The sequence below is a fragment of the Streptomyces sp. NPDC045967 genome (assembly GCF_056430495.1).
Genome location: NZ_JBWKLE010000017.1, coordinates 110,454 through 132,207 on the forward strand (window position 1 = coordinate 110,454; position 21,754 = coordinate 132,207).

Genomic DNA, 21,754 nt, shown 5'->3' on the forward strand with positions numbered 1-21,754 from the left:
GTCGTGCGGAGGGGGCGGCCCGGCCATCGGCACCGGGGCTGCCCCCACCCTAGGCCCTGGCGTCGAAGTCCCGCCTGGGCCGCGACGCGCGGGACCGGCCCGCCGCGCCCGAAGCCGCGTCACGGGGCCGTCGGGCGGCACGGCCGGGAGTCAGCGGCCGCGGAGGCGGCGGACCAGGATGCTCGCGTCCCCGCGGGACTCCAGGTCGGCGAGGACGACCGCCACCGCTTCGCGGACGATGCGCCCGCGGTCGACCGCGAGGCCGTGCTCCCCGCGCAGCACCAGCCGCGCGTGTTCCAGGTCCATGAGCTCCTCGGCGGAGACGTAGACCGTGATCTTCTCGTCGTGCCGCTCGCGCCCGCTCGGCCGCCGGTTGGCGCCCCGGCCCTGCCCCTTGCCCCGGCGGACCGGCTGGGCCGTCCCGCCGACGGGGCTGACAGAACCTTCCTGCGGCCGCCGGGGTGCTCCCACGGAGTCCGCGCCGGCCCCGGCCTCCCGGCTCCGGCCCTCCCCCGGCGCGCCCTCGGCCGAGGAGGCCGTGTGCTCGGCGGCGGGCGCCTCGTCGGCACCCCGCCTCGGCGAGGAGGACTGCAGGGCCATCCCGCCGGTCGTACGGAACAGTTCGTCGGCTCCGGGCAGACTCACTCGGCGTGACACCGGGCGAGCACCTCCCTGGCGAGCTGGCGATACGCGGCGGCGCCGACGGAGTTCGAGGCGTACGTCGTGATCGGCTCGCCGGCGACCGTGGTCTCCGGGAAGCGCACCGTGCGGCCGATGACCGTGTGGTAGACGTGGTCGTCGAAGGCCTCGACGACGCGCGCCAGGACCTCGCGGCTGTGCACCGTACGGGAGTCGTACATCGTGGCGAGGATGCCGTCGAGCTCCAGCTCGGGGTTGAGCCGCTCCTGCACCTTCTCGATCGTCTCGGTCAGCAGCGCCACGCCGCGCAGCGCGAAGAACTCGCACTCCAGCGGGACGATGACCTTGTGAGCCGCCGTCAGGGCGTTCACGGTCAGCAGACCGAGCGAGGGCTGACAGTCGATCACGATGTAGTCGTAGTCGGCCATCAGGGGCTTCAGCGCCCGCTGCAGCGTCGACTCGCGCGCGACCTCGCTGACCAACTGCACTTCGGCGGCGGACAGGTCGATGTTGCTCGGCAGCAGGTCCATGTTGGGGACCGCCGTCTTGAGCAGCACCTCGTCGGCCGACATGCCCCGCTCCATGAGCAGGTTGTAGACCGTCAGGTCGAGTTCCATCGGGTTCACGCCGAGGCCCACGGACAGCGCGCCCTGCGGGTCGAAGTCGACGAGCAGCACGCGGCGCCCGTACTCGGCGAGCGCGGCACCCAGGTTGATGGTCGACGTGGTCTTGCCCACGCCGCCCTTCTGGTTGCACATCGCGATGATCTTCGCCGGACCGTGGTCGGTCAGCGGGCCCGGGATGGGGAAGTACGGCAGCGGGCGTCCGGTCGGGCCGATCCGCTCACGGCGCTGGCGTGCGGCGTCGGGGGCGAGGGTGGCCGCGTACTCGGGGTCCGGTTCGTACTCCGCGTCGGGGTCGTAGAAGTGCCCTTCGGGCACGTTGTCGTAGTCGGCGAAACCAGTGGGCTTTTCGCCGCTCAGGTCGCCGGCCCTGGAGTTCACGTCTAGGCCGTCCATGCTCTTTTGGGGCGTCGTCATGTGCTGGTGGTTTGCGAAGGTGCGGACTGCGACGGAGCCGACAGCCTCGAGCCCGGCGGGGCTTGGACCCCGCTCCGGCGCGCCTGCTGGACCACCCCCAGGAGCAAATGTCGACTCATTCACAAGTCGTCTTACCTCCTCGGACGTGACCAGGACACTTATCGATAGGTCAGCGTGGCACCATGCCGACGGTTGGCGACTCTATGGCGTGTCACCGCTCAGCGGCAACACAATCCACCGGACCCGGCACGATGTGTCGGCAACCGAACACCACTCTGTCAAGGGCGTGCGAGCTGTCGCCGCGAAGTTTCGCAGGTGCGCGAAAGGGTTAAAGGGCTACGTTCGAGGCGAGTTGAGCGGCTCCGGCCCGCGCCTCGCAAACGCGTCCGGCCGGACCTTGCGGGCAAGGTCCGGCCGGATACGTGAGATTGACGTCAGTCGTTGACGGTCAGCCGAGCAGCGTGTCGAGCGCGAGGGTCGGCAGTCCGTGGGCCTCGGCGACGGGACCGTAAACGACCTGGCCGTCATGGGTGTTGAGGCCCAGGGCGAGCGCGGGGTCACGGCGCAGCGCCTCGACCCAGCCGAGGTTCGCGAGCTGCACGATGTAGGGCAGCGTGGCGTTGGTCAGCGCGTAGGTGGAGGTGTTGGGGACCGCGCCCGGCATGTTGGCGACGCAGTAGAAGACCGAGTTGTGGACCTGGAAGGTCGGCTCGGCGTGGGTGGTCGGACGGGAGTCCTCGAAGCAGCCGCCCTGGTCGATCGCAATGTCGACAAGGACACTTCCGGGCTTCATCTTGGCGACGAGCTCGTTGGTGACCAGCTTCGGGGCCTTCGCACCCGGGATCAGCACGGCGCCGATGACGAGGTCGGCCTCGATGACGGCCTTCTCCAGCTCGAAGGCGTTGGAGACGATCGTCTTGATCTTGGTGCCGAAGATCTTGTCGGCCTCGCGGAGCTTGTTGATGTCGCGGTCGAGCAGCGTCACGTGGAAGCCCATGCCGATGGCGATCTGCGCGGCGTTCCAGCCGGAGACGCCGCCGCCGATGACCACGCACTCGCCGGCGTGGGTGCCGGGGACACCGCCCGGGAGCACGCCGCGGCCGCCGGCCGAGCGCATCAGGTGGTAGGCGCCGACCTGCGGGGCCAGCCGGCCCGCGACCTCGGACATCGGGGCGAGCAGCGGCAGGGCCCGGTTGGCGAGCTCGACCGTCTCGTACGCGATGGCGGTGGTGCCGGACTCCAGCAGGGCGTCCGTGCACTCGCGGGAGGCCGCCAGGTGCAGGTAGGTGAAGAGGGTCTGGTCCTTGCGGAGGCGGTGGTACTCCTCCGCGATCGGCTCCTTGACCTTCAGCAGCAGGTCGGCCGTCGCCCAGACCTCGTCGGCCGTGCCGAGGATCTCGGCACCGGCCGCCACGTACTCGGCGTCCGTGATCGAGGAGCCGACACCGGCGTTCTGCTCGACGACGACCTGGTGGCCGTTGCGGACCAGCTCATGCACACCGGCGGGCGTGATGGCGACCCGGAACTCGTTGTTCTTGACCTCGCGGGGGATGCCGACCTTCATCGTCGATCACGGTCCTTGGCTCTGGGGGATTTACGGGGGCACTTCCATACATACCCGCCCACAAGAACGCGCAACGGGATGCACCACGGGATGACGTGGTGAACCCAGTTTAATGAAGGATGAACGCGTGTCTAGCCTTGCAAACAAATAATCTTAGTCGGATCCACTGCGGATTTCGCAGGCTGCGGGATCGTCGCCCAGCAATCTGTCGGCTGCGGACCGGTGCAGCCTGGCAGCCGCCGGGTCCCCCAGCCGGTCGAGCGTGTCGGCCAACCGCACCTGCAGCGCGGCCTGCAGGCGCTGGTCCCCGGCCCGGCGCGCCAGCTCCACCGCCTCGCGGCAGGTGTGCAGCGATTCCTCGGGGCGCCCGGCGTACTCCTGGACCCGGGCCATCTCGCTCAACGCCTTTGCCTGGCCCGGCACATCGGCCAGCCGCCGGTACCCCGCGGCGGCGGCCCGCCAGCTGCGCAGCGCGTCCCCGTACCGGCCGGCATACGTGTGGACGTTCCCGAGCCTCCCGTACAGCCTGGCCTCGTCCGCGCGCTCCCCCCGCGCGAGGGCGTGGGCGAGGGCCCGGCCGAACCAGTCGGCGGCCCGGTGCCAGTCCGCCAGCTCCTGGTGGGCACCCCCTACGGATTCCATCGCGCGCCCGATCGCGTACGGGTCGTTCGCGGCCCGGCCCGCGTCCAGCGCGGCCCGGTAGCGCTCCAGCGCCTCCTGGTTCCGGCCGGTCTCGGCGTCCAGGTCGGCGAGGTTCAGCAGGGCGGCCGCCTGCTCCCGGTGCAGGCCGCGCCGCTCGGCCACGTCCAGGACCAGCCGGTGGAGTCCGTACAGCTCGGGGGCGGCCTCGGCGGTGCCGCGGTGCTCGGCGAGGGCCCGTACGAGCGCGGCGATCAGCCGGCGCGCCAGGGTGTCCAGCTCGCCGTCGGCCACGGCGAGGGTGGCGGCCGCGCTGAGCGCGGGCAGCCGGGTGTCGAGCCAGGTGGCGGCGGCCCGCCGGTCGGGGAAGCGCAGCGTCCGCGGCACCCCGTCCAGCTTCTCGCGCAGGCCGATCCCGTCCTCCTCCCCGGCTGCGGCCATGGCCCGGCAGGAGTGCAGCAGGCGTACGGTGCGCTCCAGCATCCGGGCCCGGGCGAGCTGCACCTCGGCCGGGCGCTCCTTGGCCTCCAGCAGTGACTGGAGCAGGGGCGCGAGGCAGCCGGGGAGCAGGAACAGGCCGTTGTGCGCGTTGGTCAGCAGGCCCAGCCCGGCGAAGTCGTCCAGCGTGGCCTGCGCCGCGGCCACCGAGCACCCGGCGAGGGCCGAGGCGGTGTGCGAGTCGACGATCCCGGCCGGGGCCAGCGGCAGCAGGCGCAAGGTGCGCTGGGCGGGCTGCGGGAGGGTCTCGTAGACCAGGCGGAAGCCGCGGGCCAGCGGGCCGCCGACCCCGGCGGGCATCTCGTGCAGCTGCTTGGCGACGTCGGCGACCGATGCCTTGGGGTGGGCGGCGAGCCAGCCGCCGACGAGGGCGAGCGCGGCGGGCTGGCCGCCGCACTCCTCGGCGAGGGTCTCGGCGGCCCGCGGGTCGGTGGTGACCCGGGTGTCGCCGATGCGCTGCACGAGCATCTCCACGGCCGAGGGCGTGTCGAGTCCGCCGAGGGTGCAGGGGCGGACGTCGGGGATGCCGGTGAGCGGACCCTCGGCGGTCACCACGACCAGGCACTCCGGGGTGTCCGGCAGCAGGGCGTCGACCTGGTGCGGGTCGGCCGCGTCGTCGACGAGGACGACCACGCGGCGCCCGCTCAGCGCGGCGCGCAGGGCGGAGCTCAGCTCGTCCTCGCCGGCGCCGGGCGGGGTGGTCTGGCCGAGGTCCTCCAGCAGGCCGCGGACCGCGCGCTCGGTGGGCAGGGTCTCCCCGCCGGGGGCGGTGAGCCGGGTGCGCAGCAGACCGTCGGGGTATTGTCCGGCCACCTCGCGCACGAATGCCTCGGCGAGCGCGGTGCGCCCGGAGCCCGGCCGCCCGGCGACCAGCAGCACGCGGGCCCGGGGCGCCTTGGCCTTGCGGCCCGAGAGGGTGTCGAGCCCGGTGCGTGCGATGTCCTCGCGCAGCTCCTTGAGCTCACGCCGCCGCCCGACGAAATCCGCCACGGATCCGCTCCTCTCCCTGCCCCTGCCCTTCCGGGGATGCCGAGCGTAGTTCACACAGAGCGACGAACCATGGGCAGCGCGACGGCATATCCCCTGATCGGATCAGCGGATGGTCACACCGGCGACTCTCCGGACCCCCGGCCTCCCCGCCGGGGGCCCGGCCGCGCGGAAGACGGGGCGCCAAGCGGAAGGCGGGGCGCCGCCCGCCGGGCCCCGCGGGCACGCGGTTGGACTCGGCTACGGGGCGAAGGGCCGCGCCGGCCAGGGGGCCGTGGCCGGACGGAGGGCGTCCAGGCCGTCACCGGCCAGCGCGGCGGACAGCGCCAGGACTCCGGTCACCAGCGCCGCGTTGCCCAGCTCGCCGGCGAGGACGCCGCGCACCAGGTCGGCCAGCGGAACCCACGCCAGCTCCATGTCCGCCTCCTCCGAGTCGGTCTCGGCGTACCGCTCGCCCTCGGCGTCGCGGACGCCCCGCGCGAGGAAGACCCGCACCGCTTCGTCCGACCCGCCCGGCGAGGCGTAGAAGTCCGCGAGGACCCGCCAGTCCTCCGCCTTCAGGTGCGCCTCCTCCAGCAGCTCGCGCTCCGCGCCGAGCAGCGGGTTCTCCCCCGGTACGTCCAGCAGGCCGGCCGGCAGCTCCCACAGCCGGCGGCGCACCGGGTGCCGGTACTGGCTGAGGACGAGCACCCGCCCCTCCTCGTCCAGCGCCAGCACGCACACCGAGCCGGGGTGCACCTGGTAGTCCCGGCGGGCCGACGACCGGTCCGGCATGCGGACGACGTCGGAGTTCACCGCCGTCTTGGCCCCTTCGAAGGGCCTCCTGGTCGACAGGGTCTCCCAGGTTTCCGGCGTGTCCTTGATGTTCATTCCCCGAAGCCCTCCACAGCGTGCGACAGCCGGGGTACGGCGCTTTCCGTACCCCGGCTGCCTACGTTATGCGCTCAGGCGATCACTTCGCGGACTGCTGCCGCTCCACGGCCGCCTTGACCAGGCCCGCGAACAGCGGGTGCGGCCGGGTGGGTCGCGAGCGCAGCTCCGGGTGGGCCTGGGTGGCCACCAGGTAGGGGTGCACCTCGCGGGGGTACTCGACGTACTCGACGAGCTTGTTGTCCGGGGAGGTGCCGGAGAAGACGAGGCCCGCCTTCTTCTCCAGTTCGCCGCGGTAGGCGTTGTTCACCTCGTAGCGGTGGCGGTGGCGCTCGTCCACGTACGCCTGGTCGCCGTAGACCTCGCGCACGATGGAGCCCTCGGCGAGCTTCGCCGGGTACATGCCCAGGCGCATCGTGCCGCCCAGGTCGCCCGCGCCCTCGACGAAGGCGAGCTGCTCCTCCATGGTCGAGATGACCGGGTGCGGGGTGGAGGCGTCGAACTCGGTGGAGTTGGCGTCCGCGATGCCCGCGAGGTTGCGCGCGGCCTCGATGACCACGCACTGCAGGCCCAGGCACAGGCCGAGCAGCGGGATCTTGTTCTCGCGGGCGTAGGTGATGGCGCCGACCTTGCCGTTGACGCCGCGGTCACCGAAGCCGCCGGGCACGCAGATCGCGTCCACGTCGGACAGCTGCGCGGCCGCGTCCTCGGGGGTCTTGCAGTCGTCGGAGGTGACCCACTTGATCTGGACGCGGGCCTTGTTGGCGAAGCCGCCGGCGCGCAGCGCCTCGGTCACCGACAGGTAGGCGTCGGGCAGGTCGATGTACTTGCCGACGAGCGCGATCTTGACCTCGTGGTCGGGGTTGTGGACGCGGTCGAGCAGGTCCTCCCAGACGGTCCAGTCCACGTCGCGGAAGGGCAGGTCGAGCTTGCGCACGACGTAGGCGTCCAGGCCCTCGGTGTGCAGCACCTTCGGGATGTCGTAGATCGACTTGGCGTCGATGGCCGCGACCACGGCCGCCTCGTCCACGTCGCACATCAGCGAGATCTTGCGCTTGATGGAGGTCGGGACGTCCCGGTCGGCCCGCAGCACGATCGCGTCGGGCTGGATGCCGATGTTGCGCAGCGCGGCGACGGAGTGCTGGGTCGGCTTGGTCTTCAGCTCGCCGGAGGGGCCGATGTAGGGCAGCAGCGAGATGTGCACGACGAAGACGTTGTCGCGGCCGACCTCGTGGCGGACCTGGCGGACGGTCTCCAGGAACGGCAGCGACTCGATGTCGCCGACTGTGCCGCCGACCTCGGTGATGACGACGTCGACGTCGTCGGTCGCCATGCGGCGGATGCGGTGCTTGATCTCGTTCGTGATGTGCGGGATGACCTGCACCGTGTCGCCCAGGTACTCGCCGCGCCGCTCCTTGGCAATGACCTGCGAGTAGACCTGGCCGGTGGTGACGTTGGCCGAGCCGTCGAGGTCCACGTCGAGGAAGCGCTCGTAGTGGCCGATGTCCAGGTCGGTCTCGGCGCCGTCGTTGGTGACGAACACCTCACCGTGCTGGAAGGGGTTCATCGTGCCGGGGTCGACGTTGAGGTACGGGTCGAGCTTCTGCATGGTGACCCGCAGGCCGCGCGCCTTCAGCAGCGCGCCCAGGCTGGAGGCCGTCAGGCCCTTGCCGAGGGACGAAGCGACACCCCCGGTGACGAAGATGTGCTTGGTCGTCATGGCTGTGCTGTTTCGAAAAGCAGCGGGCGGCGTCGCCAAGAGGGGGCTCCCGTGGTCGCGAGGTGAGGTGCGTCCGGCGCGGGCCGCCGTCGATCCGGAAGGGTCTCAGGGGGCGCCGAAGCTGCGGTTTCGGGGCTCCTGGTTCGCACAGGCAGACCACCGGTCCACGGGGTACCAGCCTATCAGCGCCCGGACCCGTCCGCCTCCGGGGACGCGGCGCGGGGGTCGGGTACGGAGGCGTGCGGGGAGTGGCGCGGCGGCCTACCGGCAGGTCACCCGTTTGGCCCAGTCGCATTCTTCCCCGGCATGAGGAGATCACTAGGGTGCCGTCATATCCTGCTCGGATACCGCTCACCTCACCGCCGAGCAGTCCGTCGCACGGCCGCACCGAGCCGATATACGGAATCATGGGCTCGGCGCGGAGATCCCCACCCACAGGAGACCGCGCAAACGCGCATTGCAAGCGCCCTTCGGGGCGGACGTGGCCGTTCGACTGGAGATGCTCGTGTCCGGGCGCATCGAGGATTACGCACTGATCGGGGACATGCAGACCGCCGCGCTGGTCTGCCGGGACGGGGCAGTGGACTGGCTGTGTCTGCCACGTTTCGACTCGCACGCCGTTTTCGCGAGCATCCTCGGCACCGAGGATCACGGCTTCTGGCGTGTCGGTCCCGCCTTCCCAACCGGCACCGAGCCGCCGCGGGCCACGCGGCGCCGCTACCGCGGTGACTCCCTGGTGCTGGAATCGGAGTGGGACACCCCGCGCGGCACCGTCCGCGTCATCGACTTCATGCCGCCCCGCGAGGGCCACGCGCCCCAGCTGATCCGGATCGTGGAGGGCGTCAGCGGGCGCGTCCCGATGCGCTCGGCGCTGCGCATGCGCTTCAGCTACGGGCGGGTCGTCCCCTGGGTGCACAAGGCCGACGGACGCACCGTCGCCGTGGCCGGGCCCGACTCGGTGTGGCTGGACACCGAGGCGCAGACCTACGGCAAGGACCTGACCACCTACTCCGACTTCACCGTCGGCCCGGGCGACCGGATGGCCTTCAGCATCAGCTGGCAGCCCTCGCACCGCGGTGCGCCGGACTCCCCCGACCCCGAGGCGGCGCTGGAGTCCACCAGCGAGTTCTGGCGCGAGTGGGTCGAGCAGTGCACCTACCACGGGCCCTACCGGGAGGCGGTGGTCCGCTCCCTGATCACCCTCAAGGGCCTCACCTACGGTCCCACCGGCGGGATCGTCGCCGCGCCGACCACCTCCCTGCCGGAGGAGATCGGCGGGGTCCGCAACTGGGACTACCGCTACACCTGGCTGCGCGACGCCGCCATCACCCTGTCGTCGCTGCTGCGCACCGGCTACCGCGAGGAGGCCCGCGCCTGGCGCGAGTGGCTGCTGCGCGCGGTGGCCGGCGACCCGGAGAACCTCCAGATCATGTACGGGATCGCGGGCGAGCGGGAGCTCGGCGAGACCGAGCTGGACTGGCTGCCGGGCTACGAGAACTCCCGCCCGGTCCGCGTCGGCAACGGCGCCGCGGGCCAGCTGCAGCTCGACGTGTACGGCGAGGTCACCGAGGCCCTGCACCTGGGGCACATGACGGGGCTGGCCCGCAGCGACTACGCCTCGCTGCTCCAGCTCAAGCTGATCCGCTACCTGGAGACCCACTGGGACCAGCCCGACGAGGGCATCTGGGAGGTGCGCGGCCCGCGCCGCCACTTCGTGCACTCGAAGGTGATGGCCTGGGTGGCCGTGGACCGCACGATCAAGCTGATCGAGAGCGGGGACGCCGACGGGCCGCTGGAGCGCTGGCGCGAGCTGCGCGACGAGATCCACCAGGACGTGTGCGAAAAGGGCTACGACAAGGAGCGCAACACCTTCACCCAGTCCTACGGGTCGAAGGAACTGGACGCCTCCCTGCTGCTGATCCCGCAGATGGGTTTCCTGCCGCCGGACGACAAGCGGGTCATCGGCACCATCGAGGCGATCCAGCGCGAGCTGTCCACGCCCGACGGCTTCATCCTGCGCTACCCCACGGCGGGCGAGGAGGCCGGCGTGGACGGCCTCGAGGGCGACGAGGGTGCCTTCCTCGCGTGCTCCTTCTGGATGGCCGACGACCTGGCGATGATCGGACGGGTGGACGAGGCACGCCGGCTGTTCGAACGGCTGCTGGCGCTGCGCAACGACCTCGGCCTGCTGGCGGAGGAGTGGGACCCGCGCCTGCAGCGCCAGGTCGGAAACTTCCCGCAGGCGTTCAGCCACGTCCCCCTGATCGACACGGCGCTGCGGCTGACGGCGAGCGGGGCGTACGGGGGGTAGCGTCGCGGGGCGCGATCTCCCGCCGCGCCCCCGTGTTCGCCTGCGCCTACGCTGGAAGGGTTCCACGCCCTGCTCCGGAGGGGGAAAAGCCCATGGTGCCCCTGTCGAAGGCGGGTACGGCGCTCGCCGCGCTCCGCGAGGACCTGGCCGGTGACGTCTTCGCCCCGGGCGACCCCGGCTACGACGGGGCCCGGGCGGTCTTCAACTCGATGATCGACCGCCGGCCCGCCGTCATCGCCCAGTGCGAGGGCCCGGCCGACGTGGTGACCGCCGTGCGGTTCGCCCGGGAGCTCGACCTGAAGGTCGCGGTGCGCGGCGGCGGGCACAGCGTCTCCGGCTCCGCACTCGGCGACGGCGCCCTGGTGGTGGACCTGCGGCGGATGCAGGAGGTCACCGTCCACCCGGGGGCCCGCTCGGTGCGGATCGAGGGCGGGGCGACCATGGGCCACCTGGACCGGGCCTGCGCCCCCCACGGGCTGGCCACCACGGGTGGACGGGCCTCCACCACGGGGGTGGGCGGCTTCGTCCTCGGCGGTGGCAGCGGCTGGCTGGACCGCATGTGCGGGCTGGCCGTGGACAACCTGCTGGGCGTGGAGCTGGTGACGGCCGACGGCACGCTGGTGGAGACGACGGCCGAGGAGCACCCGGAGCTGTTCTGGGCCCTGCACGGCGGCGGCGGGAACTTCGGCGTGGCCACCGCGCTCACCCTGCGGCTGCACGAGCTGCCCGTCATGTCGATCGCCTTCCTGCTGTTCCTGCCGGAGCACGGACCGCAGGTGGTGCGGGCCTACCGGGACCTCATCGAGGGCGGTCCGGTGGAGGCGGGCGGGGGCGCGTTCTACCTGACCGGCCCCCTCGACGACGCCTTCGTACCGCCCCACCTGGCGGGTCGGCTGATCTGCGCGGCGCTGGTCACCTACGCGGGCCCGGAGGAGCGGCTGCGCGCGTTCGCCGCGCCGCTGCTGGCGCTGCCGCACGAGGCGGCGATGGTCACCGCGATCCCGTACGCCGATCTGCAGTGCATGATCGACGACCCGCCGGGGCTGCGGAACTACTGGTCGGCCGAGTACCTGACCGGTGCGCCGGACCCGTTCGTGGACGTGTTCTGCGAGCGGGCCGACTCGATGCCGGTGCCGACCGGGACGCAGCACATCCTCTTCCCGCAGGGCGGCGCGGTGGCCGCCGGCCCGGCCGACTACCCGGTGCCGTACCGGGACGCGCCCTGGGCGGTCCACCCGTTCGGGATCTGGCAGGACGCGGCCGACGACGAGCGGTGCCGCCGGTGGGTGAAGGACGTGCGCGCGGACGTGCAGCCGTGGAGCACGGGGGCGGTCTACCTGAACTTCACCGGGGACGAGGGCTCGGACCGGGTGGTCTCGGGGCTCGGTGCGGACAACATGCGCCGGCTGGGGCGGGTGAAGCGGGAGTACGACCCGGACAACGTCTTCCGCTTCAACCACAACATCCGGCCCACGTGACGATCGGGTGAGGGGGGGCGTGAGGGTCAGGTGAGGGCGGCGATCACCTCGCGCGCCGCCCGCTCGCCCTCGGTGGCGCCGCCCTCCATGAAGCCCTGGAAGTCGTAGCTGCAGTGCTCGCCACCGATGTGGATGTTGCCCTGGGCGGTGCCCTCGTAGCCGGCGTAGCGGTGCAGGTAGCCGGTGGGCCAGTACGAGTAGGCACCCAGCGCGTAGGGGTTGCGGTGCCAGGCGGAGAGCTGGGCCCGGCCGTTCCAGACGGCCTTGGTGCCGGGGAAGAAGGAGTCGACGCCGGTCAGCATCCGGCCCGCGAGGTCGCGGACGTAGGGGTCGGCCTCGGTCGCGAAGGGCGTCGCGGGGGTGAGCGCCCCGGCCAGGGCGCCACCGCCGTACTGGAGCAGGATGCCGCCGGTGCCGGGCTGGACCTTGGTGGTGTCCCAGGTCTGCTGGACGTCCAGGTCGGTGAAGCAGTCGCCCGCCGAGACGCCGGGCCAGGGCCCCGTGCCGCGCCACGGCCGGGCGGTGAACTGCATGTTGAGCTTGGTGCACGAGCCCATCCGGGCGTCCCGCAGCAGGTTGCGCATGAGCGGGTCGAAGCCGGCCTGCGAGGTGTCGGTGCGCTGAAGGACCGGCAGCGGCAGGCACAGGACCGTGTGGTCGGCGACGACGGTCCGAATCGCCCCCGAGTCGTTGAAGGTCAGCGTCTGGGTGCCGTCGGCGTTGGCCCGTACGGCGACCAGCTCGCGGCCCATCACGATCGAACCGGCGGGCAGGGCGGCGGCGATGGCGTTCGGCAGCCGGTCGTTGCCGCCGGTAATGTGGTAGCGCTCGTTGGACAGGCCCCAGACGTTGAAGTGTCCCGGGTTGGGCTGGTAGCCCATCAGCAGGACCAGGGCGAGGGCCGACTGCAGGTGGGTCTCGGCCCCGTACTCGACGGTGTAGGCCACGTCGATGAAGCGGCCGAGCCGGGAGCCGTGGCCGCCCGGCACGCGGGTCTCGATCCACTCGTACAGCGTCATGTCGTCCAGGGCGGTGCCCGCCGGGGTGGTGGAGTTCCAGGTGACCTCCCCCGCCTCCTGCAGGTCGCGGCGCAGCGCCTGGTAGACGGCCTTGAAGTCCTCGTCGGCCTCGGCGCGGGAGTAGTAGGCGCCGTCGAACCAGAGGACTTCCTCGGCCCTGTTGGGCCCGCCGCCGAGGAAGTCCTCGACCGGCAGCCCGAAGCGGCGGCAGAGTTCCAGCATCTTCTTGTGGCTGGTGTCGATCAGCTCGCCGCCGATCTCGGAGGTCTGGCCGTACGCCCAGTGGTCGCGCTGGGTCCACATCCGGCCGCCCACGCGGCCCGGGTCGGCCTCGTACAGCGTGCAGGGGACGCCCGCGTCCTTGAGGGTGAGGGCGGCGGTCAGGCCGGAGATGCCCGCGCCGACCACGGCGACCCGGGCGGGTCCGACGGGCTTCTTGTCGGGGGCGGGGGCGGGCCCGGCGGCGTGGGCGGTCGCGGAGGAGGCGAGGGCGGTACCGAGGCCGAGGGCGGCGGCCCGGCCGAGGAGTTCGCGGCGGGTGGAGCCGCGGACCTCGGCGACGGGCAGGCCGAGCCTCGTCGCGGCGGCGTGCTCGGCGGAGAGCCGGCGCAGGGCGTGCATCAGGGGGGTACGGGCCATGACGGTGCTCCTCAGACGTTCGCGGCGGTGGACGGGGTGGGGGTGTCGGTGCGTTCGGCGGCGTCCTCCAGGACGATCCGGCCGATGATCTCGTAGCGCTCGGGCGCCTTCGCCTTGAGCCGGAAGCCGAGGCCCAGGCCACCGAGGAAGACGCCGCCGACGATCCAGGGGATCAGGGTGAAGAAGACCGATCCGGCGGCGCTCCCCGCCGCGGTCTCCATGTTGAGCACCAGCAGGACGACGACGGCGATCATGCCGATCCCGCCCAGCAGCGGGGCGGTCATGGTCCTGAACCAGTGCCGGTCCTCCGGGTGGTTCTTGCGGAAGTACCCGATGACGGCGAAGGAGCAGAGCGTCTGCACGATCAGGATCGCCATGGTGCCGAGGATGGCGAGCAGCGTGTACAGGTGCAGGTAGGGGTCCTGGCCGGTGAGCCAGAACCCGGCGACGAGCGCGGTGGCGATGGCGGTCTGCACGAGCGAGGCCACGTACGGCGACCCGTGCCGGGGGTGGGTGCGGCCGAGCTTCGGGGAAAGGAATCCCTCGCGGCCGATGGCGTAGAGGTAGCGGGCGGCGCACTGGTGGAAGGCCATGCCGCAGGCGAAGGAGCCGGTGAGCAGCAGCCACTGGAAGGCGTCGACGGCCCAGGCGCCGATGAAGGTCCGGGTGGGGGCGAAGAAGAGGTCGAGCGGGCTGGCGGAGGAGGAGAGCTCGACGGACGCGGCCAGGCCGTTGCCGGCGATGGTCATCCAGGAGACGTAGATGTAGAAGAGGCCGACGCCGACCACGGAGACGAGGGTGGCCTTGGGGATCACCCGCTTGGGGTCGCGGGACTCCTCGCCGTACATGGCGGTGGACTCGAAGCCGACCCAGGACCAGAACGCGAAGAACAGCCCGAGTCCGGCCGAGGTGCCGGTGAAGGCGTTCGCCGGGTTGACGGGCTCCAGGGGGATCCCGTCGGGTCCGCCGCCGGCGAGCAGGACCGCGGTGGCGACGGCGAACAGCACGGCGATCTCGGCGATCAGCATGACGCCGAGGGCCTTGGCGGTGAGGTTGATGTCGAAGTGGGCGAGGACGGCGGTGACGGTCAGCATGGCGGCCGCGTACAGCACCCACGGCAGGTCCACGCCGAACTGGTCGTGGACGGTGGTCTTCGCGAAGTAGGAGAACACCCCGATGATCGACGCCTCGAAGACGATGTACGCCAGGACCGCGAGCATCCCCGAGGCCATGCCGGCGATGCGGCCGAGGCCGTGCGAGATGTAGCCGTAGAAGGCGCCCGCGGCGGTGATCCGCTTGGCCATGGCCACGTATCCGACCGCGAAGACGGTGAGCACCAGGGTCGCGAAGAGGTATCCGGCCGGGGCGCCGACGCCGTTGCCGAAGCCGACCGCGATGGGGAGGTTGCCGGTCATGGCGGTGATCGGCGCGGCCGTGGCCACCGCCATGAACACCACGCCGACGAGCCCGACCGAATTGGCCTTCAGTCGTTGGACCTGTGGGATTGCGGGGGTCTTTGACGACCCGTCCGTGATGTCTGTGCGCATGGCGTCCTCTTCCGTGTGGAGGGCGCCCACTCTCTCCCCGGGTGACGCACACCACAATCGGCACGTGGTCCGATAATCACCTTGCGGGGACGACGAGTTGTCGGGCCGGACGGGCGGTGGCGGCCCACTTGTGACCGGTGGGTGATGTGATCGCGCGAGCACGGCCGGTACCGTCCCGCGATATGGACGAGCAAGGCGGAATCACGGTTCAGCGGGCACTGGAACTGCCGGGGCTGCGCAGCGGGCTGCCGGAGGTGGTGGCCTGCGCCGACCGGCTGGGCCGGACCGTCCGCTGGGTGCACGCCGGCGAGGTCCCGAACATCGCCTCGCTGCTCAAGGGCGGCGAACTGCTGCTGACCACGGGGCTGGGCCTCGGTACGCGGCCCGCCGAGCAGCGCGCCTTCGTCCGCCGCCTCGCGGACCGGGGGATCGCGGCGCTGGTGGTCGAGTTGGGGCCGCGCTTCACCCGGCTGCCGGCGACGCTCGTGGAAACGGCCCGCGCGGCGGGCCTGCCCCTCGTCCAGCTGCACCGCGAGGTGCCGTTCGTCACCGTCACGGAAGAGGTCCACACCGAGATCGTCAACCACCACTACACGCTGCTCCAGCGGGCCGAGGAGGTCCACCGGCGCTGTACGCAGGCCCTGCTGGGCGGCGGCGGCATCCCGCAGGTGCTGCGGATCGTGGCCGACTTCACCGGCAACCCGGTCTTCCTGGAGACCCCGGACGGGCAGCTGCTGTACGCGGCCGGCAGCGCGGGCGCGGACGCGGGCGCCGACCCGCTCCAGGTGTGGGAGGGCCTGCGCGGCCAGCGCGAGGCCGAACCCTCGGCGAACACCGTGGTGATCGACGTGCCCGGCGGGGGCCACGGCACGGGCTCGGTCCGGGCCCGGGTGGTGCTGGTCGGGGTCTCGGCCCCGCTGCTGCCGGTGCACCGGATGGCCGCGGAGCGGACGGCGGGGGTCCTCGCCGTCGTCCTGATGCAGGCACGGCAGGAGGAGGAACTGGCGGCGCGCGGCCGCGGCGACTTCCTCACGGACCTCGCCGAGGGCCGCATCTGCGCCGAGGACGCCCCCGCGCAGGCCCGCGTCCTCGGCTTCCGGCCGGGCCCGGGACCGCTGCTGCCGGTCGTGATGCGCCTGGCGGCGGATCTCGGCCCGTCCGGCAACTGGGCCGTACTGGCCCGCGCGGTGCTGGAGGAGCTGTCGTCGGTCGGCGTCCCGGTGCTGCTCGGGGTGCGCCCGGTGGAGGGCCGGGTGCCGCTCCTGGTCTCCCTGCGCGCGGAGTCGGAGCGCACGGCCGTGGCGGACCGGGTCGCGGCCGCCCTGCGGGCGGGCGTGGAACGCGCCGGACTCGACCGGGCCTCAGCCCCGCCGGCGGTGGTCGTCGGGGTCCCGGGCGGCTGGGCGGCGGCCTCGGCGGGCCTGCGGCACGCGGCGGAGACCGCGACGGCGGCCCACGGGCTGCCGGACCGCCCCTGGTACGACGCCCGGCGCCTGGACATCGACCTGCTGCTGTGGAGACTGCGCGAACACCCCGACCTGGCGGCGTTCGTGGACCGCGCGATCGGCCCGCTGCGCACCCATGACGCGGCCTCGCGCCCGCCGCTGCTGCCGACGCTGGAGACGTACCTGGCGCACGCGGGCCGCAAGGCGGAGACGGCCCGCGAGCTCCACCTCAACCGCCAGACCCTCTACAACCGCCTGGCCCGCATCTCGGAACTGCTGGGCACGGACCTGGACGACCCCGAGACGGTCCTCTCCCTCAGCCTGGCCCTGCGCGCCCGCCGCCACACCCCCACTCCTTCTTGACGCGCCACCCGCCCCGCTCCCCCGGGCTCCGTCCGGACGGCTCCGGGCGGGAGCCACCGCCGACGGACCCGTTACGGCGCTCCGCGCCCGCGCCTCGAACGCCGGCGGGGCTGAAGATCCAGCCCCGGGCTACCGCGGCCGGCGCTCCATCAGCTCGTCGTAGACGGACAGCACCTGCGCGACCGTGTCGTCCTCCGACGGCCACTTCGCGGCCTGCGCCCGCCCCGCGGCGACGAGTTCGGCGCGCCGCCCGGGATCCGCCAGCAGCCCGGTCACGGCCGCCGCGAAGGCCGCCGCGTCCCCCGGCTCGACGAGCACCGCCCCCTGCCCCACCAGCTCCGGCACGTCGCCCACGGCCGTCGCGACGAGCGGCACCCCCACCCGCAGCGCCTCCTGCGCCAGCGGGGAGCGTTCCTCCCAGCGGCTGGGCAGCACCGCGAGGTCCGCCGCCGCGAGCAGCTGGGCCGCGTCCCGCCGCCGCCCCAGCAGCCGTACCGGGAGCCCCTCCTCCACGATCCGCCGCGACAGGCGGGTCCGCAGCGGCCCCTCCCCCGCGATCACCAGCAGCGGCAGGGGGTCCAGCGTCCGCCACTCCCGCGCCGCGTCGAGCAGTACGGAGTACCCGCGGTGGGCGACCAGGCTCCCGACCGCGATCAGCAACGGCCGTCCGACCGCGCCCAGTTCCGCCCGCACCTTGCCGGGGTCGGCGTCGGCCGCGGCCGCCGGCACGGCGACGGGGGCCAGCCGCGCGTCCCGCGCACCGCGCAGGCGGGCCCGGTCCACCAGGTCCGAGGAAGCGCCGAGCACCACCGCGGCGGCCCGCGCCACGTGCCGTTCCAGGATCCGGCTCAGCCGGCCGAGCGCCGCACCGGCCGCCCCGGCGTCGGCCGGGCCGTCCGCGTGCCAGCTCACCACCAGCGGCACCCGCCGCCCCCGCAGGGCCAGCGCGGCCCGCATGCCGGCCCGTACGCCGTGCGCGTGCACGACGTCCGCCCCGGCGCAGGCCGCCCGCAGCGCGGTCACCGCGTCGGGCGCGAACCGCGCCCCGGCGCCGGTGAAGTCGTACTCGCCCTCCGCCTCGGCGGGAGCGCACACCGTGACCCGTACCCCGCGTGCGGCGAGGCCGGTCGCCAGCGACCGCACGTGCGCGCTGCTGCCCGCGCCCGCACCGCCGCCGAGCACTTGGACGGTGCGCAGCGGCGGGCGCCCGTAGGGCTGCGCCGGGACGGAGGGGAAGACCGGGGAGCTGCTCACGGGCCGAAGCTCCAGGGTGAGGGAGTCAGAGACGTCGCCCAGGATGCCAGCCCGTACGCGCGTTCCGGGACCATACGGGTGCCAATCCCGTGACAGATGCCGTGCGATGCCTCCAAGCCTCACCCACACGGGTGAGTGCGGCGTCAACCCCGGTCGCCGTCCGCGCGTGCCGCCGCGAGGAGTTCCTCGGCGTGGGCCCGGGCCGAGACGGAGTCCTCCTGGCCGGCCAGCATGCGCGACAGCTCGCGCACCCGGTCCTCGCCCTCCAGGACGGTGACGCCGCTCCTGGTGACCGATCCGTCGTGGGTCTTCTCGACGAGCAGCTGCCGGTCGGCGAACGCCGCCACCTGCGGAAGGTGCGTGACGACCACCACCTGCGCCGACTTGGCGAGCTTCGCCAGCCGCCGGCCCACCTCGACCGCGGCCTTGCCGCCGACGCCCGCGTCGACCTCGTCGAAGAGGTACGTGGGCACCGGGTCGGAGCCCGCGAAGACGACCTCCACGGCCAGCATCACCCGGGAGAGCTCACCGCCGGAGGCGCCCTTGGCGATGGGCCGGGGCTGGGCCCCGGGGTGCGGGGCCAGGAGCAGTTCCACCTCGTCCGCGCCGGAGGGCCCGTAGGCGACCGGGCGGCCGTCGACCTCCACCCCTTCGGGGTCCTCGGTCTGCCGGACGTCGATGGTCACCCGGGCGTGCGGCATCGCCAGTGACGCCAGCTCCTCGGTCACGGCCGAGGCGAAGCGGGCCGCCGCCTCCACCCGTGCGTCCGTCAGGGCCTGCGCCAGCGAGGAGAGCTCGGTGCGCAGCCCGTCCCGTTCCGCCGTCAGCTCGGCGATCCGTTCGTCGTCGCCGTCCAGCTCCAGCAACCGGGCCGCGCCCTGCTCCGCCCACCGCAGCACCGCGTCCACGGTGCCCTCGGAGCCGTACTTGCGGGTCAGCTGGGTCAGGGCCGCCCGGCGCTCCTCCACGGCGGCCAGCCGCAGCGGATCGGCGTCCAGGTCGTCGGCGTAGCCCGCCAGCTCTCCGGCCACGTCGGCGAGCAGGATGCCCACCTCGCCGATCCGCTCGGCGAGCGCGCCGAGGGCCGGGTCGTGCGCGCGGACGGACTCCAGGGCGCGGTGGGCGCCCGCGACGAGGGTGTTGGCGTCGATGCCCTCGGGGTCCTCCGGGTTCCCGGCCAGCGCGGCGTGCGCCAGCTGGGCGGCCGAGGACAGCGATTCGGCGTGCCCGAGCCGCTCGGCCTCCGCCGCCAGTTCGGTGTCCTCGCCCGCGACCGGTTCCACGGCGGCGATCTCGTCCAGCCCGAAGCGCAGCAGGTCGGCCTCTTGGGCCCGCTCCCGGGCCCGGGTGGTGATCTCCTCGAGCTCGACGGAGACGGCGCGCAGCCGCCGGTAGGCCGAGGCGTACTTCTCCAGCGGCACGGAGACGGCGTCCCCGGCGTACCGGTCGAGCGCCTGCCGCTGCCGGGCGGGCCGCAGCAGGCCCTGCTGGTCGGTCTGACCGTGGACGGCGACCAGGTCCTCGGCGAGCTCGCCGAGCAGGCCCACGGGCACGGAGCGGCCGCCGACGTGGGCGCGCGAGCGGCCCTCGGCGGACACGGTCCGGCTGATCAGCAGGGCGCCGTCGTCGAGCTCGGCTCCCGCCTCCTCGGCGCGCAGGGCGGCGGGGGCGTCCGGGCGCATGACGATGCGGCCCTCGACGACCGCGGCCTTGGCCCCGATCCGCACCAGGGCCGGGTCGGCGCGACCGCCGAGCAGCAGCCCGAGGCTGGTGACGACCATCGTCTTGCCCGCGCCGGTCTCGCCGGTCACCGCCGTGAAACCGGGCGACAACTCGACCACCGCGTCGTCGATGACCCCGAGCGACCGTATCCGCATCTCCTCAAGCACGGGACGACGATACCGAGGTTTCACCGGTGCCATGTGACCTCACCCGCCCGAAGTTCTCCGAACGAACGTGCTATTAGGGCGCGCGTACCAGCAGGACGGAGGGCTCAGTGCGGCGCCCCGCGCCACCCCGAGACCGGCAGCGCGAACTTCGCCACGAGCCGGTCGGTGAACGAGGCGTGGTGCAGCCGGGCGAGCCGCACCGGCACCGCACCCCGCCGGACCTCAACCCGGGCCCCGGCCGGCAGCTCCAGCATCCGCCGGCCGTCGCACCACAGCACCCCGTGGGGGGTGCCGTTCTGCACCTCCACCGCCAGCACCGACTCCGGCGAGGTCACCAGCGGCTTCGCGAACAGCGCGTGGGCGCTGATCGGCACCATCAGCAGCGCCTCCACCTCCGGCCAGACCACCGGCCCGCCCGCGGAGAAGGCGTACGCCGTCGAACCGGTCGGAGTCGCGCAGACGATCCCGTCACAACCGAAGCCGGTGACCGGACGACCGTCGATCTCCAGCACCACCTCCAGCATCCGCTCCGGAGACACCTTCTGCACCGCGGCCTCGTTCAGGGCCCAGTCCCGGTGGACCACGTCGCCGTTCGTGCGCACGGTCACGTCGAGGGTCATCCGCTCCTCGACCTCGTACTCCCGCGTCACCACCCGGTCGACGACCTTGTCCAGGTCGTCGCGCTCCGCCTCGGCGAGGAACCCCACCCGCCCCAGGTTGACGCCCAGCATCGGCACCCCGGAGGCCCGCGCGAGTTCCGCGCCGCGCAGCAGGGTCCCGTCGCCGCCGAGCACGACCAGCAGCTCGCAGCCGTCCAGCACCGCCGGGGTGGACTCGGTGACCAGCTCCACCTCGGGCGGCAGCGGCAGGTCCGCCGCCTCGTGCGCGAAGACCCGTACGCCCAGCCCGCAGCGCTGCAGCCCCCTCACCACCAGCTCGGCGCTCCGGATGGCCGCCGGCCGGCCGGTGTGCGCGAGCAGGAAGACGGTCCGCCCCGTCGCCGAACCCGACCTCGAACCAGAATCCGCTGAATCTGTCACTGCGGCCCCTCCGCCACTGCACGGTCAACATCCGCCGGGTCGAGCGCCGGTGCCCCCGCCCGCAGCCACAGAAAGTACTCGACGTTCCCCGACGGCCCGGGCAGGGGACTCGCGGTCACCCCGAGAACGCCCAGCCCCAGCCTGGCCGCCTGCGCCGCGACCTCGCGCACCGCCTCGGCCCGCAGCTCGGGGCTGCGCACCACGCCGCCGCTCCCCAGCCGGTCCTTGCCCACCTCGAACTGGGGCTTGACCATCAGCACCAGGTCCGCGTCCGGCGCGCAGCACCGCACGAGCGCGGGCAGCACCAGCCCGATCGAGATGAAGGACAGGTCACCGACGACCAGGTCGACCGGGATCCCGTCGATCAGCTCCACCGTCAGTTCGCGGACGTTCGTGCGGTCCTTGACCGTGACCCGGTCGTCGCTCTGCAGGGACCAGGCCAGCTGCCCGTAGCCGACGTCCACCGCCATCACGTGGGCGACGCCCGCCCGCAGCAGCACATCGGTGAACCCGCCCGTGGAGGCCCCGGCGTCCAGCGCCCGCCTGCCCTCGACCCGCAGCCCCAGCGGCTGGAAGGCCGCGAGCGCCCCCGCGAGCTTGTGGCCGCCCCGCGAGACGTAGTCGGGGTCGCTGTCGTCCGTGCGGACGACCAGCGCCGCGCTCGTCTCCACCTGGGTGGCGGCCTTGGTCGCGGTGGTGCCGCCCACGGTCACCCGGCCCGCGGCGATCAACTGCGCGGCGTGCTCCCGCGAGCGGGCCATGCTGCGGCGCACCAGTTCGGCGTCCAGGCGGCGGCGTGCCACTCCTGCCAC

General features: G+C 73.1%; 15 protein-coding genes. 3 read left to right on the top strand and 12 right to left on the bottom strand.

All coding sequences use genetic code 11. From position 1 onward, the window contains the following. Window positions 1-150 precede the first annotated feature (150 nt). From AC07FY_RS26345 to AC07FY_RS26370, 6 genes are all read right to left on the bottom strand, one after another. Window positions 151-657: a hypothetical protein gene (locus AC07FY_RS26345; RefSeq protein WP_479010653.1), complete on the bottom strand. Its 507-nt coding sequence runs from the start codon at window positions 655-657 to the stop codon at window positions 151-153. Then, window positions 642-1,679, bottom strand: coding sequence for a ParA family protein (locus tag AC07FY_RS26350; RefSeq protein ID WP_362398297.1), 1,038 nt, complete (start codon window positions 1,677-1,679; stop codon window positions 642-644). The genes AC07FY_RS26345 and AC07FY_RS26350 overlap by 16 nt, the downstream gene beginning before the upstream one ends. A 448-nt stretch (window positions 1,680-2,127) precedes the next feature. Beyond that, window positions 2,128-3,243, bottom strand: a complete 1,116-nt coding sequence (gene ald, locus AC07FY_RS26355; protein WP_479010656.1) for an alanine dehydrogenase — start codon at window positions 3,241-3,243, stop codon at window positions 2,128-2,130. 153 nt (window positions 3,244-3,396) lie between these two features. Beyond that, window positions 3,397-5,370 (bottom strand): tetratricopeptide repeat protein, encoded by a 1,974-nt coding sequence (locus AC07FY_RS26360; RefSeq protein WP_479010659.1) that lies wholly within the window; start codon window positions 5,368-5,370, stop codon window positions 3,397-3,399. 237 nt (window positions 5,371-5,607) lie between these two features. Beyond that, window positions 5,608-6,237, bottom strand: coding sequence for an NUDIX domain-containing protein (locus AC07FY_RS26365; RefSeq protein WP_479010662.1), 630 nt, complete (start codon window positions 6,235-6,237; stop codon window positions 5,608-5,610). A gap of 82 nt (window positions 6,238-6,319) precedes the next feature. Continuing rightward, window positions 6,320-7,957: a CTP synthase gene (locus AC07FY_RS26370; RefSeq protein WP_479010665.1), complete on the bottom strand. Its 1,638-nt coding sequence runs from the start codon at window positions 7,955-7,957 to the stop codon at window positions 6,320-6,322. A gap of 499 nt (window positions 7,958-8,456) precedes the next feature. On the opposite strand from AC07FY_RS26370, the gene AC07FY_RS26375 reads away from it, so the two are divergent. Both AC07FY_RS26375 and AC07FY_RS26380 read left to right on the top strand, forming a co-directional pair. After that, complete coding sequence (locus tag AC07FY_RS26375) at window positions 8,457-10,268, top strand: glycoside hydrolase family 15 protein (RefSeq protein WP_479010716.1); 1,812 nt, start codon at window positions 8,457-8,459, stop codon at window positions 10,266-10,268. 92 nt (window positions 10,269-10,360) lie between these two features. Continuing rightward, window positions 10,361-11,746, top strand: a complete 1,386-nt coding sequence (locus tag AC07FY_RS26380; RefSeq protein WP_479010667.1) for an FAD-binding protein — start codon at window positions 10,361-10,363, stop codon at window positions 11,744-11,746. A gap of 26 nt (window positions 11,747-11,772) precedes the next feature. On the opposite strand, the gene AC07FY_RS26385 is transcribed toward AC07FY_RS26380, so the two are convergent. Both AC07FY_RS26385 and AC07FY_RS26390 read right to left on the bottom strand, forming a co-directional pair. After that, on the bottom strand, window positions 11,773-13,404 hold the full coding sequence (locus tag AC07FY_RS26385) for a flavin monoamine oxidase family protein (RefSeq protein ID WP_479010669.1): 1,632 nt from the start codon (window positions 13,402-13,404) through the stop codon (window positions 11,773-11,775). An 11-nt stretch (window positions 13,405-13,415) separates the two neighbouring features. Then, on the bottom strand, window positions 13,416-14,951 hold the full coding sequence (locus tag AC07FY_RS26390) for an APC family permease (protein WP_479010672.1): 1,536 nt from the start codon (window positions 14,949-14,951) through the stop codon (window positions 13,416-13,418). A 182-nt stretch (window positions 14,952-15,133) separates the two neighbouring features. Between AC07FY_RS26390 and AC07FY_RS26395 the strand changes: the two genes are divergently transcribed. Next, window positions 15,134-16,759 carry a PucR family transcriptional regulator gene (locus AC07FY_RS26395; protein WP_479010675.1) on the top strand — a complete coding sequence of 542 codons (1,626 nt, stop codon included), beginning with the start codon at window positions 15,134-15,136 and terminating at the stop codon, window positions 16,757-16,759. A gap of 129 nt (window positions 16,760-16,888) precedes the next feature. On the opposite strand, the gene AC07FY_RS26400 is transcribed toward AC07FY_RS26395, so the two are convergent. The 4 genes from AC07FY_RS26400 to AC07FY_RS26415 all read right to left on the bottom strand — a co-directional run bounded on the left by AC07FY_RS26400 (window position 16,889) and on the right by AC07FY_RS26415 (window position 21,754). Further along, complete coding sequence (locus tag AC07FY_RS26400; RefSeq protein ID WP_479010678.1) at window positions 16,889-18,013, bottom strand: glycosyltransferase family 4 protein; 1,125 nt, start codon at window positions 18,011-18,013, stop codon at window positions 16,889-16,891. A gap of 143 nt (window positions 18,014-18,156) precedes the next feature. Then, window positions 18,157-19,890, bottom strand: coding sequence for a DNA repair protein RecN (gene recN / locus AC07FY_RS26405; RefSeq protein WP_479010719.1), 1,734 nt, complete (start codon window positions 19,888-19,890; stop codon window positions 18,157-18,159). Between the two features lie 116 nt (window positions 19,891-20,006). After that, on the bottom strand, window positions 20,007-20,942 hold the full coding sequence (locus tag AC07FY_RS26410; protein WP_479010681.1) for an NAD kinase: 936 nt from the start codon (window positions 20,940-20,942) through the stop codon (window positions 20,007-20,009). Next, on the bottom strand, window positions 20,939-21,754 hold the full coding sequence (locus AC07FY_RS26415; RefSeq protein ID WP_479010683.1) for a TlyA family RNA methyltransferase: 816 nt from the start codon (window positions 21,752-21,754) through the stop codon (window positions 20,939-20,941). Before AC07FY_RS26415 ends, AC07FY_RS26410 begins: the two co-directional genes overlap by 4 nt.